The 17,469-nt window shown below is 72.4% G+C and carries 15 protein-coding genes; 6 read left to right on the top strand and 9 right to left on the bottom strand.

The annotated features are described in order from the left end of the window. The first annotated feature begins 179 nt into the window (after positions 1–179). From CCR87_RS16605 to CCR87_RS16590, 4 genes are read left to right on the top strand one after another with little or no spacing between them, the layout of a single operon-like run. Positions 180–959 carry a CDP-alcohol phosphatidyltransferase family protein gene (locus CCR87_RS16605; RefSeq protein WP_242512077.1) on the top strand — a complete coding sequence of 260 codons (780 nt, stop codon included), beginning with the start codon at positions 180–182 and terminating at the stop codon, positions 957–959. After that, complete coding sequence (locus CCR87_RS16600) at positions 956–1,693, top strand: FkbM family methyltransferase (RefSeq protein WP_201158658.1); 738 nt, start codon at positions 956–958, stop codon at positions 1,691–1,693. Before CCR87_RS16605 ends, CCR87_RS16600 begins: the two co-directional genes overlap by 4 nt. Continuing rightward, entirely contained in the window at positions 1,690–3,426 is a 1,737-nt protein-coding gene (locus CCR87_RS16595; RefSeq protein ID WP_201158657.1) for an alkaline phosphatase family protein, read from the top strand. Before CCR87_RS16600 ends, CCR87_RS16595 begins: the two co-directional genes overlap by 4 nt. Further along, positions 3,423–4,235: a RibD family protein gene (locus CCR87_RS16590; RefSeq protein ID WP_201158656.1), complete on the top strand. Its 813-nt coding sequence runs from the start codon at positions 3,423–3,425 to the stop codon at positions 4,233–4,235. Before CCR87_RS16595 ends, CCR87_RS16590 begins: the two co-directional genes overlap by 4 nt. Positions 4,236–4,239: 4 nt before the next feature. On the opposite strand, the gene mutS is transcribed toward CCR87_RS16590, so the two are convergent. The 4 genes from mutS to CCR87_RS16570 all read right to left on the bottom strand — a co-directional run bounded on the left by mutS (position 4,240) and on the right by CCR87_RS16570 (position 8,938). Beyond that, the gene (gene mutS, locus CCR87_RS16585) at positions 4,240–6,864 is read right to left on the bottom strand and encodes a DNA mismatch repair protein MutS (RefSeq protein WP_201158660.1); all 2,625 of its coding nucleotides are present in this window, start codon (positions 6,862–6,864) and stop codon (positions 4,240–4,242) included. A gap of 135 nt (positions 6,865–6,999) precedes the next feature. Continuing rightward, positions 7,000–7,554, bottom strand: a complete 555-nt coding sequence (locus CCR87_RS16580) for a hypothetical protein (protein WP_201158655.1) — start codon at positions 7,552–7,554, stop codon at positions 7,000–7,002. 122 nt (positions 7,555–7,676) lie between these two features. After that, positions 7,677–8,231, bottom strand: coding sequence for an ActR/PrrA/RegA family redox response regulator transcription factor (locus tag CCR87_RS16575; protein WP_201158659.1), 555 nt, complete (start codon positions 8,229–8,231; stop codon positions 7,677–7,679). A gap of 95 nt (positions 8,232–8,326) precedes the next feature. Further along, complete coding sequence (locus CCR87_RS16570; RefSeq protein WP_201158654.1) at positions 8,327–8,938, bottom strand: SCO family protein; 612 nt, start codon at positions 8,936–8,938, stop codon at positions 8,327–8,329. Positions 8,939–9,047: 109 nt separating this feature from the next. Here CCR87_RS16570 and regB point away from each other — a divergent pair, with 109 nt between their 5' ends. Both regB and CCR87_RS16560 read left to right on the top strand, forming a co-directional pair. Next, on the top strand, positions 9,048–10,457 hold the full coding sequence (gene regB / locus CCR87_RS16565; RefSeq protein WP_201158653.1) for a sensor histidine kinase RegB: 1,410 nt from the start codon (positions 9,048–9,050) through the stop codon (positions 10,455–10,457). A 95-nt stretch (positions 10,458–10,552) separates the two neighbouring features. Next, positions 10,553–12,202 (top strand): PAS domain-containing protein, encoded by a 1,650-nt coding sequence (locus CCR87_RS16560; RefSeq protein WP_201158652.1) that lies wholly within the window; start codon positions 10,553–10,555, stop codon positions 12,200–12,202. Between the two features lie 22 nt (positions 12,203–12,224). Here CCR87_RS16560 and ilvA read toward each other — a convergent pair whose 3' ends face one another. The 5 genes from ilvA to ccrA all read right to left on the bottom strand — a co-directional run bounded on the left by ilvA (position 12,225) and on the right by ccrA (position 17,273). Further along, on the bottom strand, positions 12,225–13,472 hold the full coding sequence (gene ilvA, locus CCR87_RS16555) for a threonine ammonia-lyase IlvA (protein WP_201158651.1): 1,248 nt from the start codon (positions 13,470–13,472) through the stop codon (positions 12,225–12,227). Beyond that, a complete protein-coding gene (locus tag CCR87_RS16550; protein WP_201158650.1) occupies positions 13,469–13,897 on the bottom strand; it encodes an acyl-CoA thioesterase in 429 nt (142 codons plus the stop codon). Before CCR87_RS16550 ends, ilvA begins: the two co-directional genes overlap by 4 nt. Further along, positions 13,894–15,501 carry a bifunctional aminoglycoside phosphotransferase/ATP-binding protein gene (locus CCR87_RS16545; protein ID WP_201158649.1) on the bottom strand — a complete coding sequence of 536 codons (1,608 nt, stop codon included), beginning with the start codon at positions 15,499–15,501 and terminating at the stop codon, positions 13,894–13,896. The genes CCR87_RS16550 and CCR87_RS16545 overlap by 4 nt, the downstream gene beginning before the upstream one ends. 71 nt (positions 15,502–15,572) lie before the next feature. After that, positions 15,573–15,821 carry a hypothetical protein gene (locus CCR87_RS16540; RefSeq protein ID WP_201158648.1) on the bottom strand — a complete coding sequence of 83 codons (249 nt, stop codon included), beginning with the start codon at positions 15,819–15,821 and terminating at the stop codon, positions 15,573–15,575. A gap of 159 nt (positions 15,822–15,980) precedes the next feature. Further along, on the bottom strand, positions 15,981–17,273 hold the full coding sequence (gene ccrA / locus CCR87_RS16535; protein ID WP_201158647.1) for a crotonyl-CoA carboxylase/reductase: 1,293 nt from the start codon (positions 17,271–17,273) through the stop codon (positions 15,981–15,983). Positions 17,274–17,469 lie beyond the last annotated feature (196 nt).

The raw sequence follows: 17,469 nt of genomic DNA, 5'->3' as shown, positions 1-17,469 counted from the left end.
ATGGGCGGGATGCGGGGACGCGGGGCGCTGTCCGGCGACCCGGTGGAGGGGCTGCGTCGACGGCGCCGCGCGACGGGGCGCCGCGCCCCCGGCGCCGCGCCGCCGATGCCGGCCGCGCGGGGTTCCGGGCGCGATCTTTGACCCTTGACGCGGGCGCAGGGTTGCTACCTCACAACGGCATGACGGACATGCACGCCTTGCCCCCCGCCGCCGATGCGCGGCCTTCTCTCCCGGCGCGCCTGCGCCCCGCGCTGCGCAGCGGGGGGGGCGTGGTCGTCGCGGTCGGCATCGGTGCGGGGGGGCTCGCGCTCTGGGCGGGGCTGCCTCCGGCGGTGCCGCTGCTGGCGCTGGCGGCGGTGGTGGTGCTGGTGGGCGCGGTCCTTGGCGGGCTGTGGCAGGCCGGACCGGCCGAGCGGTTCGCCCCGTGCAGCCGGGTCACGCTGGGGCGTGCGGGTCTGGGGGCGATCCTGGTGGGCCTGTTCGCGGCCCCCGCGGCGCTGGCACAACCGCCGCTGGCCTGGGTGGCGGTGGCCATCGCGGCGACGGCGCTGGCGCTGGATGGCGTGGACGGATGGCTGGCGCGCCGCCGAAACGAGGCGACGGCCTTCGGTGCGCGCTTTGACATGGAGGTCGACGCGGCACTGGGTCTGGTTCTGGCCGGTCTGGCGGTGGCGTCGGGCAAGGTCGCGCTCTGGGTGCTGGCGCTGGGGCTGATGCGCTATGGCTTCGTGGCGCTGGCGTGGGTGTGGCCGTGGCTGCTGGCACCGCTGCCCGAGTCGCTGCGGCGCAAGACGGTGTGCGTGATCCAGGTGGGCGTGCTGGCAGCCCTGCTGGCGCCGGCAATCCCGCCGATGCTGGCGACATGGATGGCGGGGGTGGCGCTGGCGGCGCTGGCGGGGTCGTTCGCAGTGGACATCGGCTGGCTGTGGCGGCAGGCGCCGCGGGGGCGCGCGGCATGAGTTCGCTGCGCACGGCGCTTGGCCTCGGGCGGTCGCTGGCGATCTACTACGGGCGGCCCTGGCGGCAGCGCGGGCTGGCGGATCTGTATCGCGGGTTCCTCGGGCCGGGCGATCTGGCCTTTGACATCGGCGCGCATGTGGGCAACCGCACCCGCGCGATGCGGCGCAGCGGCGCGCGGGTGGTGGCGGTGGAGCCGCAGGGCGCGTTCGCCGCGTTCCTGCGGATGACGCTGCCGGGCGACGTCACATTGATCGAAGGGGCCTGCGGCGCCACCGTCGGCGAGGCCGATCTTGCGGTGTCCCGCCTGCATCCCACGGTGTCCTCGCTCGGACCGCTGCCGGGGGCGGGGGCGCAGGCGCCGGGGTTTTCCCATGTGCGGTGGGACGCGCGCCAGCGCGTGTCGGTGACGACGCTCGATGCGCTGATCGCCGCGCATGGCCTGCCGCGCCTGATCAAGATCGACGTGGAGGGGGCCGAGCCCGAGGTTCTGGCCGGCCTGTCGCAGCCCGTGCCCGTGGTGGCGTTCGAATATCTGCCCGCGCTGCCGGGTCCGGCGGCGGCGGCGGTGTCCCGGCTGGAGGCGCTGGGCCCCTACAGCTTCAACGTCGTGCAGGGCGAGGCGCGGCGGTTCCTCTGGGATGACTGGCGCACGGCGGCGGCGGCGCACGACTGGCTGGCCGCACGGGCCCCGGACGAGGGGTCGGGCGATCTCTATGCCCGGATCGGGCCATGACGGGGCGACGCGCGGCCCTGGGGGCGTGGGGGCGCGCCGCGCTGGCGGCGGGGGTGCTGTGGCTGGTGCTGATCCAGCCCAACCATCCCGCGGCGATGACCTGGGGGGCGTTCGCCATGTTCCCGCTGGAATTGCCGGTGATCGTGCTGGGCATGATCGCGCTGCCCGGGCGCGGCTGGCTGTCGCGGATCGTGCGCGCGGCCCTGGTGGCGACGCTGCTGGTGCTGGTGGTGGCCAAGCTGGCCGATTTCGCGACCTTCGTGGCGTTCAACCGGGCGTTCAATATCCTGGTGGATGCGCCCCTGATCGCGGCGGCGTGGAACCTCGGCTCTGGCAGCATCGGGGTGGCGGCGGCGGGGATGTCGGTTGTTGCGGCGGGGCTGGCGCTGCTGGGGCTGGCGGTGGCGCTGTGGTGGGCGCTGGGCGTCTGGGTGGGCATGGTGTCCGGCCCGGGGCTGCGGCGGGCTGCGGTCGTGGCGCTGGTGCCCGCCGCTGTCCTTGCGGTGGCCGAGGGCGGGCAGGCCATGCGTGCCTGGGCGTTGCCGTTTGACCCGCCCGGCGCGGCCTTCACCGCCCGCGTCGGGGTGGAGCGGGCGATCTTCTACACCGCCGCCCTGCGCGACCTGGAGGAGTTCCGCCGCAGGGCCGCGGAAGATCCTTTCGCCGGGTCTTCCGCCGGGTCTTCCGCCGGTCTCGGGGGGCTTCTGGACAGGATCGGCGACACCGACGTGCTGATCGTGTATGTCGAGAGCTATGGGCGCTCGTCGTTCCTCAACCCGCTTTATGCCGGCACCCATCCCGTCACCCTGGCGCGGATCGAGTCGCGGCTGGCCGAACGCGGGCTTGCCATGCGCTCGGCCTTCCTGACCGCGCCGATGGTCGGCGGCCAGAGCTGGCTGTCGCATGGCACCATCGCGACCGGGTTGTGGATCGACAACCAGCGGCGCAATGCGGCAATGCTGGCCAGCCCGCGGCGCACACTGTTCCACTTTGCCCGCGACGCGGGCTTCGACACCGCCGCCGTGATGCCCGCCATCACCATGGACTGGCCCGAGGCTGCGTTCTTCGGCTTCGACACCATCCTTGCGGCAGACGATCTCGGCTATCGCGGTGAGGCCTTCAACTGGGTCACCATGCCGGACCAGTTCACCCTGCTGGCGATGGATCGCGCGCTGCGCCAGGGGCGGCCGGGGGTGGACCGCGCGCCGCTGTTCGCCCAGGTGGCGCTGATCTCGTCGCACGCGCCGTGGACGCCGGTGCCGGAGCTTCTGGACTGGGACGCCATCGGCGACGGGACCGAGTTCAACGCGATGGCCCGCGCCGGCGACCCCCCCGAGGTCGTCTGGCGCGATCACGACCGCGTGCGCGAGCAGTTCCGGCGCGCCGTCGACTATACCCTCCAGGTCATCGGCAGCTATGCCGAGCGGCACGCTGCCGCCCCGCCGTTGATGGTGGTGATCGGGGATCACGAACCCGCCCCGTTCGTGTCGCAGGTGGCGGGGTTTGACGTGCCGGTGCATCTGATCGGCCCCCCCGACCTGGTGGAGCGTGCGGCACAATGGGGCTGGCAGCCGGGGCTGGTGCCGGGGCCGGACGCGCCGGTGTGGCGCATGGATGCCTTTCGCGACCGGTTCCTGGAGGCGTTCTCGACCGGCCCGCGCTCCGATCCTCCCGGCGCGGGGATCGAGGAGGCCGCCCTGCGTCCTGCGTTCCCATGGGAGAGGTTGCCATGAAGGCTGCACACGTCACCGATCGGGTCTGGCACGCGCTGCTGGCGCTGCGCGACGGGGCCGCGCCGCTGGCCCCGCGCAACTGGACCCCGCCCGAGGTCGCAGCCTGGGAGCTGTACGCACCGCTGGCGCGGCGGACGGGGCGGCCGATGCGGCTGGCGCAGATCGGGCAGTCGCTGGACGGGCGCGTGGCCACCCCCTCGGGCGATGCGCGCGACGTGTCGGGACCCGACGGGCTGGCGCATCTGCACCGGGTGCGGGCGCTGGTGGACGGGGTGGTGATCGGCGTGCGTACCGCGCTGCACGATTCGGCGCGCCTGACGGTGCGGCTGGTGGAAGGGCCGAACCCGGCGCGGGTCATCATCGACCCGGCCGGGCGGCTGCCGGATGATGCGCCGTGCCTTGCGCGGGACGGGGCGCGCCGGGTGGTGGTCCAGGCCGTGGACCGCCCCCGACCGCCGGGGGTGGAGGTGCTGCACCTGCCCGCGCGCGGGGGCTGGATGGCGCCGGACGCGATCGCCCGGGCCCTGTCCGGCGCGGGCCTGTCGCATGTCCTGATCGAAGGCGGCGGTACCACCATCGCGGGCTTCCTGGAGGGCGGGTTGCTGGCGCGGCTGCATGTGGCGATCGCGCCATTGATCATCGGGGCGGGCCCGTCGGGGCTGACCACATCGCCGGTGGCGCGGCTCGCGGATGCGATCCGGCCCGAGACGCATGTCTATGGGCTGGGCTCGGACATCCTGTTCGACTGTGACCTGACGCGGCCGGCGGCGACGGCGGCGGTGCCGTCGGCGGCCGCCCAGCGGGTCTGAGGGGTCACTCCGGCGCCATCAGCGCCTTCAGTTCGTAGACCAGCGCCAGCGCGTCGCGCGGGGACAGCGCATCGGGGGTGACGTCGGCCAGCCGCGCCTCGACGGCTGATGGGGCAGGGGCCTCGGGGCTCTCGTCCCGGGCGGCGGCCGAGAACAGCGGCAGCTCGTCCAGCAGGGCCGCCGCCCGCACCCCGCCCGACCGCTCGCCCCGCTCCAGCGTCTGCAGGACCTTGCGCGCACGCGCGATCACCGGCGCCGGCAGCCCCGCCAGCCGCGCCACCTGCACCCCGTAGGAGCGGTCGGCCGCCCCGGGCCTGACCTCATGGAGAAAGATCACCTCGCCGCGCCACTCCTTGACCGACAGCGTCGCGTTGGAGACGCCGGGCAGCCGCGCGGCCAGCCCCGTCAGCTCGTGGTAATGCGTGGCGAACAGTGCGCGGCAGCGGTTGGTGCCGTGCAGATGCTCGAGCGTGGCCCAGGCGATCGACAGCCCGTCCCAGGTGGCGGTGCCGCGCCCGATCTCGTCCAGGATCACCAGCGCGCGGTCGTCGGCCCGGTTGAGGATGGCGGCCGTCTCCACCATCTCCACCATGAAGGTCGACCGGCCGCGTGCGAGGTCGTCCGCCGCCCCCACCCGGCTGAACAGCGCGCTGACCAGCCCGACCCGCGCGCGGGTGGCCGGCACGAACCCCCCCATCTGTGCCAGCACCGCGATCAGGGCGTTCTGGCGCAGATAGGTCGACTTGCCCCCCATGTTCGGCCCCGTCACCAGTCGGATCGCGGCGCCGGGCCCATCGGGGACCAGCGCGCAGTCGTTGGCCACGAAGCTTGCGCCCTCGCGCAGCAGCGCGCGCTCCACGACCGGGTGGCGGCCGCCCTCCACCTCGAAGGCGCGGCTGTCATCGACGGTGGGCGCGCACCAGTCGGCCTCGGCCGCGAGGTCGGCCAGCGCGGCCGCGAGGTCGATCTCGGCCATGGCGGCGGTGGTCTCGCCCACCGGCCCGGCGGCCTCCAGAACGGCGCCGCGCAGCTCCTCGAACACGCGCCTTTCGATCTCCAGCGCGCGGCCTCCGGCATTCAGGATGCGGCTTTCCAGCTCTGCCAGCTCGGCGGTGGTGAAGCGCAGCGCGTTGGCGGTGGTCTGGCGGTGGCGAAAGGTCTGGTTCAGCGGGGGCGCAAGCATGCGCTCGGCGTGGGTGGCGGTGGTCTCGATGAAATAACCCAGCACGTTGTTGTGCTTGACCTTGAGCGAGGCGATGCCCGTTGCCTCGGCGTACTGGCCCTGGAGGCGGGCGATCACCCCGCGGCCTTCGTCGCGCAGCCGCCGGGTCTCGTCGAGGTCGGGGTCATGCCCGGCGGCGATGAAGCCACCGTCGCGCGCCAGATGCGGCGGCTCGGCCACCAGCGCGGCCTCCAGCAGCGTCACCAGGGCGTCATGCCCCGCAAGCCGCGCCGCCGCCGTCCGCAGCCGCTCGGGCAGGGCGGGATCGTCCAGCCGCCCGGCCAGCCGCCCCGCCGCGCCCAGCCCGTCGCGCACCGCGCCCAGATCGCGCGGGCCGCCACGCCCCAGCGCCAGCCGCGACAGCGCCCGGTCCAGGTCGGGCACCCGCCGCAGTCCCGCGCGCAGATCCCCCCGCATCCCCGCATCCGCCACCAGATGCGCGACCGCACCGCGCCGGGCCGTGATCTCGTCCAGATCGCGCGAGGGCGCGGACAGGCGCCGCTCCAGCAGGCGCGCGCCGGGGCCGGTCAGCGTGCGGTCCAGCGCCGCCAGCGCCGAGCCCTCGCGCCCGCCCGACAGCGCCTGCGTCAGCTCCAGGCTGCGGCGGGTGGCGGCGTCGATCTGCATCGCGCCGCCCGCGTCCTCGTGCACCGGCGCGCGCAGCAGCGGCAGCACGCCGCGTTGCGTCAGGTCCAGATAATCCGCCAGCGCCCCCAGCGCCGACAGCTCGGCGCGCGAGAACCCGCCGAACCCCTCCAGCGAGCCGACGCGGTACAGCGCGCGCAACCGCCCCTCGGCGGCGGTGCTGTCGAAGGACGCGGGCGCCAGCGGGGTCAGCACCGCGCCCGCCTCCTCGGCCATGGGGCGCAGGGCCTCGGCGCGCGGCGCCGCGACCAGAAGTTCGCGCGGGGCGAGGCGGGCGAGTTCGGGCGCCAGCCGTACCGACGGGCAGGCCATCACCCGCACCTCGCCGGTGGAGATGTCGGCCCAGGCGAGCGCCGCGTCCTCGCGCAGCTCCGCATGGGCGGCAAGGAAGTTGGCGCGGCGCGCCTCCAGCAGCGTGTCCTCGGTCAGGGTGCCGGGCGTGACCAGCCGCACGATCTCGCGGCGCACCAGGGATTTGGCGCCGCGCTTGCGCGCCTCGGCCGGGTCCTCCATCTGTTCGGCGATGGCGACGCGAAACCCCTTGCGGATCAGCGTCAGCAGGTAGCTCTCGGCGGCATGGACGGGGACGCCGCACATGGGGATGTCGTCGCCGTCATGGCGCCCGCGCCGCGTCAGCGCGATGTCGAGGGCGGCGGCCGCAGCCACCGCATCCTCGAAGAACAGCTCGTAGAAATCCCCCATCCGGTAGAACAGCAGCGCCTCGGGGTGCTGCGCCCGGATCTCGAGATATTGCGCCATCATCGGTGTGACGGCGCTCTTTTCGTCGTCAGCCACATCCACCCCCGCATCCAACCGCGTCGGTCCCGCCCGGATCGTGGGGGCCCAGATCGTGGGGGCGGACCCTAGAGGAGGCGGGCGCGGCGCGAAAGGGGGGCGTCAGGCCTGTTCGCCGCGCGCGATGCGCAGGAATTCGCGCAGCCGGATCAGCGCGGTGGCGTCCCCGCGCCGGGTGCGCAGGGCGCGCACGCTGGGGTGCAAGCCTTCGGCCCGGGCAAAGTCGACATAGCGCGCCACGCGGGCGGGGGCTGGGCCGTGCGGGCCGTCGGCGATGTGGCGCCCGGGGATGGGCGCCTCGGCCCGGGCGCGGCGCAGATGAGCGCGGGTGCGCGCCACCGTGGCCGGATCGCCCGAGCGCGCATGCAGCGCCGCCAGCGTCGGTCCGACGCCCGTGTGGCGGTCGATGCGCAGAAAGGGCGCGGTGCGGTCGGCCCCGGTGCGTCCGGCCCTGTCGGCCAGATGGCGTCCTGCGGATGCCGCGTCGGCGGCATCGCGGGCAAGATAGGTTGTCAGGCGGCGCGCCGGGGGGGCGGCCTCGGCCCCGCGCAGGCCGTTGGCGCCAGCGGGCTGCGGCAGGGCGCGCCGTTCGATCCCGGCAAAGCGGGCGGTGCGCTGCGGCGTCACAGGGCGGGTCTTGTCGGTGATGTGCCTCATGCGAACGGGTCCTCCTTGGTGGGGGAGGACGGCTGCAAGGGGCGGCGGGCCGTCCTCATCCCCCGATATGGGGACGCGCGGCGCCCAGTCCACCCCCCGAGGCAAACCGGGCGCGGCAAACCCTAGCGCGGCGAGCGTTTGGCCAGGATGCGCTGGAGGGTGCGGCGGTGCATGCTCAGGCGGCGCGCGGTCTCGCTGACGTTGCGGTCGCACTGTTCATAGACACGCTGGATGTGTTCCCAGCGCACCCGGTCGGCCGACATCGGGTTTTCGGGCGGCGGTGGCAACGCCTCGCCGCGCGACAGCAGCGCGTTGGTCACATCGTTGGCGTCGGCGGGCTTGGACAGGTAATCCACCGCGCCCACCTTGACCGCCGCCACGGCGGTGGCGATGGCGCCATACCCGGTCAGCACCACGATGCGGCAATCCGGCCTGCGCGCGCGCAACGCCTCCACCACATCGAGGCCGTTGCCGTCCTCCAACCGCAGGTCGACCACGGCAAAGGCGGGGGGATGCGCACCGGCGGCCGCCCTGCCTGCGGCGACCGAACCGGCCGTCACCACCTCGAAGCCGCGCTTTTCCATGGCCCGTGCGAGGCGTTTCAGAAATGCCTCGTCATCGTCCACCAGAAGCAGCGAGCGATCGGGGCCGATGGCCACCTCGGGATCGTCCTGCATCGACTTGGGTATCCTTTCGCCGTCCATGCCGGTCTACCTAGGGCGGCCCCCGGCAAAGGTCAATTTGCAACCGCGATTGCGGTGTGCGGGCGGTGTCACGCGGCGCCGATGAAGCAGGCCATGGAGTCCGCGATCTCCTCGGCCGACTGGCTGCGGCGGAAGACCTCCACCACGCCATGACCCGGCAGCGCGAGGTAGCTGAAGGTGGAGTGGTCCACGAGGTAGAACTCCTCGCCGTCGTCATGGCGCTGGAAGAAGGTGCGATAGGCCTGGCTGGCGGCGCGGACCTGGTCGTCGGTGCCGGTCAGGCCGATCATCTCGGGGTGGATGTTGCCGGCAAAGCGGGCCAGCACCTCAGGCGTGTCGCGCGCGGGATCCACCGAGATGAACACCGGCTGCGCCGACAGTCCGCGCTCGGCCAGGATATCGACCACCAGCGCGTTGCGCGCCGCGTCCCAGGGGCAGACATCCGGACAGAAGGTATAGCCGAAATAGATCAGGCTGGGCCGGGTGATCAGGATGTCGTCGGTGACGGTGCGGCCGGTCTGGTCCACCAGTTCGAACGGGCCGCCGATGGCGCCGGCGATGGCGGTTTCGCGGCAGTGGGCAAAGCGGGCATCGCCCTGGTCGGACAGGATGAAGTATCCCAGCCCCCCCAGCAGGGCGGCCACCAGCAGGCCCGCCGACACCACATATTTCCAGGCCATGGTCTGGCTCCGCTTCCGGTATGGGACAGGTGACGTGACGCGGCCGTTGATCGCGCAAGCCGGGCGCCATAACAATGGAGAACCTGAAACCTGTGACACTTGGACCCGCATGCTTTCTCCCAGCCTCGGCCTGATGCGTCCGTCGACCCGCAGCGAGTGGGTGCGCCTGCGCACGCTGGTGTTCCTGCGCTGGGTGGCGATCATCGGGCAGGTGTCGGCGATCACGGTGGCGGACCGGTACTTCGGCCTCAGCCTGGATCTGGGGCTGTGCTATCTGGTGGTGGGGGCGGCGGTGCTGGCCAACCTGTCGGCGATCTGGCTGGCGCCGGGCAACAAGCGCCTGACCGAAGCCGAGGCGCTGCTGACGCTTCTGTTCGACCTCGCGCAGCTGGCGTTGCTGTTGTACCTCACCGGCGGGCTGACCAATCCGTTCGCGCTGCTGATCCTCGCGCCGGTGACGATCTCGGCCACGGTGCTGCACCTGAACACCACGCTGTTTCTGGGCGCGATGGCGATCGGGCTGGTCAGCCTGCTGGCGCTGTTCCACCTGCCGTTGCGGCTGGAGACGGGCGAGATCCTGGTGATCCCGCCGATGTTCGAGTTCGGCTACTGGATGGCGATCATCACCGGGATCGTGTTCATCGGCCTCTATTCGCGCCGCGTCGCCTCGGAGATGCACGCGATGTCGGACGCGCTGTTCGCCACGCAGGCCGCGCTTGCGCGCGAGCAGAAGCTGACCGACCTGGGCGGGGTCGTGGCCGCCGCCGCGCATGAGCTGGGCACGCCCCTGGCCACCATCAAGCTGACCTCGGCCGAGCTGGTGGACGACCTGACCCGCGCGCTGCCCGACCGCCCCGAGCTGATCGAGGACGCGGCGCTGATCCGCGATCAGGCCGACCGCTGCCGCGACATCCTGCGCTCCATGGGGCGCGCGGGCAAGGAGGACACGCATCTGCGCCAGGCCCCGCTGTCGGCGGTCCTGCGCGAGGCCGCCGAGCCGCACGCCCACCGCGGCAAGGAGATCGTGTTCGCCGTCGGCCCCGGCCTCAACGATGCCGAGCGCCAGCCCGCCATCCTGCGGCGCCCCGAAGTCATCCACGGGTTGCGCAACCTGATCCAGAACGCCGTGGATTTCGCGCGCACCACCGTTTGGGTCTATGGCGACTGGAGCGAAACGGCGCTGACGGTGCGCATCCTCGATGATGGCACCGGCTTTGCCCCGCAGGTGCTGGGCCGCATCGGCGATCCGTTCATGCGCCCCCGTCGCACGCCCGCCGAACGCGCCGAGCGTCCGGGCTACGAGGGCATGGGCCTGGGGTTGTTTATCGCCAAGACCCTGCTGGAGCGCTCCGGCGCCGAGGTGCGCTTTGCCAACGCCCCGCCACAAGATGCCGCCCCCGACATGCCGCGCCATGGCCCGCTGCCCAGTGGCGCCGCCATCGAGGTCACCTGGCCACGCGCCCGCATCACCCCCGCCCCCGGCGCCGATCTTGCGCGCAACCGTCCCATGACCGCCTGAGGCGGGCGGGGCGACGGTGACCGGTTAACGGGAAATTAACCAAATCTCTGCACGTCTGGGTGGAGCGGCCGGCGGTCGCCGGGCAGGAGAAGGCAATGGTCGAACAGGTTGCGGTGGCCGCGGTGCTGGTGGCGACGTCGATGGCTGCGGCCCTGGCGGCGTTGCTGGTGGCGCATATGGTCACACGGCGCGGTGCGCGGCGCGCGGCGCTGCTGGCCGATACCCAGCCGCAACCGGCCGAGGATGCGGTCCTTCTTTTCGAAAACCACGCGTTGCTGGAGGCGTCGGACGGTGGTCGGGCGCTGGTGTCGGCGTTGCCGGCCGGCCCCACGCCGTGGTCGCGGTTCGCCGCCTGGGCCGAGGCGCGGTTCCCCGATTTCTCGGCCGCGATGGAGGATCTGGCAAGGGCGGGCCGGCTGGAGCTGACGGCGGCGCCGCCGTTGCGGCTGCGGCTGACGGCGGACTGGCGCCACGGCATGGCGCGCATCGCGCTGCACGACCCCGAGGCCGAGGGGCGCACGGTCCCGGTCGACCGCCTGAGCCTTGCGGCCGCCGAGGCCGAGCTTGCGCAGCTGCGCCAGATGCTGGAGCGCGCGCCCATGCCGATCTGGCGCGAGGGGCGCGACGCGGCGGTGATCTGGGCCAATCCCGCGTATCTCCACCTTGCCGGTGAGCGCGATGGCGCGGCGCTCGGCTGGCCCCTGCCGCGGCTGTTCGCCGGCACGGATGCCGCCGATGCGGGCGCCACCGCACAGGCCCGCGTTGCGCTGGAGCCGGTCGGAGACGGGCCGCCGCTGTGGTTCGACTGCACCACCCGCCCCGACAGCGACGGGCAGCGCATCGGCTTCGCGCTGCCCGCCGATGCCATCGTGCGCGCCGAAGCCGCGTTGCAGGACCTCGTCAAGACGCTGTCGCGGACCTTTGCGCATCTGCCGGTGGGGCTGGCGGTATTCGACCGCCAGCGCCGGTTGCAGATCTTCAATCCCGCGCTGGCCGACCTGTCGACGTTGCCGCCCGAATTCCTGATCTCCCGCCCCGGGTTCGAGGCGTTCTTCGACGCCCTGCGCGCCCGCCAGATGATCCCCGAGCCGCGCGACTACCGCGCCTGGCGCGAGGGCCTGACGGAGATTGAGCGCGCCGCCGCCTCGGGGCATTATCAGGAGGTGTGGTCGCTGACCGGCGGCCAGACCTATCGCGTCACCGGCCGTCCGCAGCCCGACGGCGCGGTGGCGTTCCTGATCGAGGATGTCAGCGCCGAGGTCTCGCTCACCCGGCGCTTCCGCGCCGAGATCGAGACCGGGCAGGCGGTGCTTGATACGCTGGACGAGGCGCTGGCGGTGTTCTCGCCCGCGGGGGTGCTGGTGATGTCGAACGCCGCCTATGCCGGGCTGTGGGGCGCCGCGCCCGACACCCTCGTGGGCGAGATCGGCGTGGGTGAGGCGCTGCGGGTGTGGCGCGCGGCCTCCCACCCCAGCCCGCACTGGGCGCAGCTGCGCACGCTGATCGGGGCGGGCGGTCCGCGCAGGCCCTGGGAAGGCGGGGTGCAGCTGCGCGACGGGCGCCATCTTCTGTGCCGCATCGTGCCGCTGAATGGTGGGGGCACGATGGTGGGCTTCCAGTCCGCAGCCGCGCAGCCGCCCGCCGTGGTCCCGCCGCACGATGCCTCCGGCACCGATCACCCCGGCGCCGATGGGCCTGTCACCGGGGACCCCGCGCCCCGCCGCGCCCGTGTCGGCCCGATCTGAGGCCCGATCTGACGCTCATGGGTCAGATCAGGAAGCCCGCCAGCGTGTCATCCTCGGTGATGTCGCGGAACTCGTAACCCGCGCCGTGCAGCCGGTCGAACAGCGCCGCGAAATGCTCCGGCCCGCTGCTTTCGATGCCCAGCAGCACGGTGCCGAAATTGCGCGCGGATTTCTTGAGATACTCGAACCGCGCGATGTCGTCCTCGGGGCCCAGCATGCCCAGGAAATCGCGCAGCGCGCCGGGCCGCTGGGGCAGGCGCAGCAACAGGTATTTCTTCAGGCCCCGGTGGCGCATCGCGCGTTCCTTGACCTCCGGCAGCCGTTCAAAGTCGAAGTTGCCCCCCGAGGTGACACACACCACCCGCCGCCCGGCGATCCGCGCCGCCAGCACCGGCAGCACATCCACCGACAGCGCGCCCGCGGGCTCCAGCACGATGCCTTCGATGTTGAGCATCTCCAGAATGGTGCCGCAGATGCGGTTTTCCGGGGCGGTCAGCACATGGTCGGGCGCCACTCCGGCCAGCCGGGCAAAGGTCCGCGCGCCGACCTGCGCGACCGCAGCACCGTCGACGAAGCTGTCGATGCGCTCCAGCCGGACCGGGTGGCCGGCGGCCAGCGCGGCCGTCAGGCTCGCGCCGCCCGCGGGCTCGACATAGAGGATCTCGGTCGCGGGCATCTCGGCGGCCAGATAGGCGGTGACCCCCGCCGCAAGACCGCCGCCGCCCACCGGCAGGATCACCATGTCGGGGGGCGCGTCCAGATCGGCCAGCATCTCCACCGCGACGCTGGCCTGCCCCTCGATCACGTCCGCGTCGTCGAAGGGCGACAGGAAATGCGCGCCCGCGTCCGCGCAGAACGCCTGGGCCGCGGCCAGCGACTGGTCGAAGGTGTCGCCGGTCAGCACGATCTCGATCGCGTCGCCGCCAAAGGTGCGGGTCTTGCCGATCTTCTGCTGGGGCGTGGTGACGGGCATGAAGATCGTGCCGGTGACGCCGAAGTGCCGGCACACCCACGCCACCCCCTGCGCGTGATTGCCCGCCGAGGCGCACACGAAGCGGCGCCGGTCGGGATGCGCGGCCAGATGCTTGCGCATGGCGGTGAAGGCGCCGCGGATCTTGTAGCTGCGCACCGGCGACAGATCCTCGCGCTTGAGCCAGATGTCGGCGCCGAAGCGGGCCGACAGATGGTCGTTGCGCATCAGCGGCGTGGGCGGGAACACGTCCCGCATCGCCTGTTCGGCGGCGCGTGCGGCGGTGGCGAAATCGCTCATTCCGGGTCCACCAGATGCGCGGCCAGCCGGTCGCGCACCGCCTGCGGCATCGGGGCCGAACGGCGCGTGGCGGGATCGAAGAACACCTCCACCGCCTCGTAGGTGGCATGCAGCGCGCCGGTGTCGGCGTGGTGCATGCGAAGAAGGAAGGTCGTGCTCCGGGTGCCGAGGCGGATGACCGCGCCGTCGATGGCGATCAGGTCGCCCGCCGTCAGTTCCCGAACGAACCGCGTGGTGGCCTGCGCCGCGACCGTGTGCACACCGTGTTCGGGGATCATGGTCGCGTACGACAGCCCCAGCAGCGTCCACATGTGATAGGTGGCATCGTCGAAGAACGGCGCATAGTGGCGCACGTTCATATGGCCGAAGTGGTCATGGTGCCACGGATGCACCACGCCGCGGAACAGTTGCAGCCGATCGGTCATCTCGCCTCCTCCGGGGTGTGGTCCCCACTGCGCGCGGGCACAGTGTCCCCGGGCACGGCGGGGTGCAAGGGGGCGGGACGCGCGATCTCCGGCAGGCCCAGCGCGATCCGGGCGGCCCGGGCGACCGTGTCCGGCGTCCCGGCGCCGTCCAGATGCGGCCAGTCGGTGACCGCCTGCGCCGCGGCGATCTGCGCGCGCACCACCTCCGTGTCCGCGTCCGAGGCATCGCCACGCCGCGCCGCGACCCGCGCCAGCAGCCGCTCGGCCGGGGTGTCGAGCCACAGCGCACGGCACGCCACCCCTGCGCGGCGCGCAAGCCCGGCCACCGCCGCGCGTTCCGCAGGCGCCAGATGGACGGCGTCCAGAACCACGCCGTGACCGGCCGCCAGCGCCCGGCCCGCGCGGGTGCGCAGCTCGGCGTACACCGCGTCGGATGCGGCCCGGGTGTAGGCCTCCGGCGGAAGCCGCTCGGTGTCACCCACCCCCGCCATCGCCTTGCGCACAAGGTCCGAGCGCAGGACCACCGCGCCCGGTGCCGGTCCGATGGCGGGGGCCAGCCGAGCCGCCAGCGTGGATTTGCCGCTGCCCGACAGCCCCCCCACCGCCACCAGGCGCGCAGACGGCGGCGCAAGGCAGGCCCGCGCCACCGCCAGCGCCGCCCGCGCGTCCGCCCGCGCATCTGGCCCCGGCGCGGTCTGCGCCGCCACCATCGCCCGGATTCCGGCGCGCAGCCCCACGAACAGCGGCAGCAGCGCCAGCCCGTCCAGATGCGCGGGATCGTCCATCCTGTGCAGCCAGCGGTTCAGCACGATGTTGGCCGCCTCCCGGCAGCCCGCGCGGTCCAGATCCATCAGCAGGAACGCAAGGTCATAGAGGACATCGGTCGTCGCCAGCGCCTCGTCGAACTCCAGCGCGTCAAAGGGCACCGGTCGACCGGCCACCAGCACCAGGTTTCCCAGGTGCAGGTCTCCGTGGCAGCGCCGGACCCAGCCCTGCGCCGCACGCCGGTCGAGCAGCCCGGCATGGCGCGCCAGCGCCGCGCGCGCAGCCCCGAGGAACGCCCCCCCATCGGGCCCCAGCACCCCCGCAAGCCGGGCGAAGGAGACCGCCATGCCGTCGATCACCGCCGCCACCGCCGCCGCGCCGACCACACGTCGGCCCGGATCGGGGGGCTGGGCGGCGCGGTGCAGCCCGGCGACCACATCGCCCAGCGCCGCCGCGAGGCCTGCGTCCAGCCGGCCTTCGGCGGCGACCCGGGTCAGCTGCGCGTCGGCGTCGAAGCGGTGCATGCGCAACACCCATTCCTCGGGGTGGCCCGAGCCGTCGAGCGCAAGGCGCCCGTCGCGTTCCCGCGTCAGCGGCAGCAGGCGGTCATAGATCTGCGGGGCGGCGGGGCGGTTGAGCTCCAGCTCGCGCGCCAGCATCGCCCGGCGGGTCGTTGCGGCGGTGAAGTCGAGGTAGGGATACCGCACCGCGCGCTTGACCTTGTAGGCCCAGGGCCCCGTCAGGAACACCCGCGCGCCATGGGTGCGCACCACCGCCACCTCTGCGCCGCCATGCGTGGCCGGAGCGCCCATGAGCGCCGTGACCTCGTCCTCGGTCATGCTGCGGCCCCTCTTGTTGCACGCCCCGTATGGCCGAGGGTCTGTTGCGCGACCGGCACCCGGCCGGGCGGTCAGCCGCCGCGCGCGGGGCGCTGCGGGAGGCCCGTGGGGGGGGGCGATCCGCCGTCCGAGCCAGTATCCGAGCCAGTGTCCGATCCGCCGTCCGAGCCAGTGTCCGATCCGGGGCCGTCCGCGCGGGAGATGTCGCGGCGGGCGGCGTGCTCGGTCTCCTCCAGCCGCGCGGCGAGGTCATCGAACCCGTGCCGCCGCGCATAGGATTTCATGTCCGTAAGGACCTCGAAGACCCAGTCGTGACCCATCGCGCACCGCCATGCCAACAGATGACGCCGAAGCGACCCCATCACCGGTTATCTACCACCTGCCCATGGGGAACATTACAGCGAAATCTGTCAACATATTGTTTCGCATTTGCCCCGGCGGCGGCGGCCCGAGGACGGGTCGCCGCCGTGGTGCGGGCATCAGCGGGCGCGGCTCGCCTCCAGCGTGTCCTCGAAGGTGCGCAGGCCGGTGTGGGGGGCCTGGATCAGCACCGACATGTTGCCCGGCTTGTGCTCGTTGCGGCGCATCTTCATGTGGGCCTCGGGGATCTCGGCCCAGGTGAAGACCTCCGACATGCAGGGATCGAGGCGGCGCTCCAGCATCAGCCGGTTGGCGGCGCTGGCCTGCTTGAGATGCGCGAAGTGCGACCCCTGAAGGCGCTTCTGGTGCATCCACATGTAGCGCACGTCAAAGGTGCAGTTGAAGCCGGTGGTCCCGGCGCAGATCACCACCATGCCGCCCTTCTTGCACACCAGCGACGACACCGGGAACGTCGCCTCGCCGGGGTGTTCGAACACCATGTCGACGTTGACACCCTTGCCGGTGATGTCCCAGATCGCCTTGCCGAAGCGGCGCGCTTCCTTGAGCCAGGTGTTGTATTCGGGGCTGTTGACCGGCGGAAGCTGTCCCCAGCAGGAGAAATCCTTGCGGTTGATCGCCCCCTTGGCGCCGAGGCCGAGGACGAAGTCGCGCTTGTCCTCCTCCGAGATCACGGCGATGGCGTTGGCGCCGGCGGTGTTGATCAGCTGGATGGCGTAGGAGCCGAGGCCGCCCGAGGCGCCCCAGACCAGCACGTTCTGCCCCGGCTGCAGGTCATGCGGCGCATGTCCGAACAGCATCCGGTAGGCGGTGGCCAGCGTGAGGGTGTAGCACGCGCTTTCCTCCCAGCTCAGGTGGCGGGGGCGGGGCATGAGCTGCTGGGCCTGCACGCGGGTGAACTGCGCGAAGCTGCCGTCGGGTGTCTCGTAGCCCCAGATGCGCTGGGTGGGCGAATACATCGGGTCGCCGCCGTTGCACTCCTCGTCGTCGCCGTCGTCCTGGTTGCAGTGGATCACGACCTCGTCGCCGACCTTCCAGCGCTTGACCTTGTCGCCCACGGCCCAGACGATCCCCGCCGCGTCCGAGCCCGCGATGTGGAAGGGCTGCTTGTGGCCGTCGAGCGGGCTGATCGGCTGGCCCAGCGCCGCCCAGACGCCGTTGTAGTTCACGCCCGCAGCCATCACCATCACCAGCACCTCGTGGCTGTCGATGGCCCAGGTGTCCACGACCTCCACCTGCATGGCGGTGTCGGGTTCGCCGTGACGCTCCTTGCGGATGGTCCAGGCGTACATCTGCTTGGGCACATGCCCCAGGGGCGGCATCTCGCCCAGCTCATAGAGGTCCTTTTTCGGGGCGTCGTAGCCGGCGATCGCGGGCTGGGTATCGAGGGCCATGGCTTCCTCCTTGGCTGGAGCGCGGGGTGGGTTACGCCGCGATGCAGAATCGCGGTCTCCATGGGCAAATCGATACTGATGGCCGCGCAACAATGCAATACGCATTGCCGCAGGTGCGAAACTTTATGTCCCGCGCGTCTCGGTCGGGCGGGACATAAAGTTTCGCACCTGCGGCAATGCGTATTGCATTGTTGCG

The sequence above is a fragment of the Rhodobaculum claviforme genome (assembly GCF_016653255.1).
GTDB classification, from domain to species: Bacteria; Pseudomonadota; Alphaproteobacteria; order Rhodobacterales; family Rhodobacteraceae; genus Rhodobaculum; species Rhodobaculum claviforme.
The sequence above is the reverse complement of the archived record's forward strand: the minus strand, read 5'-3'. Positions and strand labels throughout refer to the sequence as shown.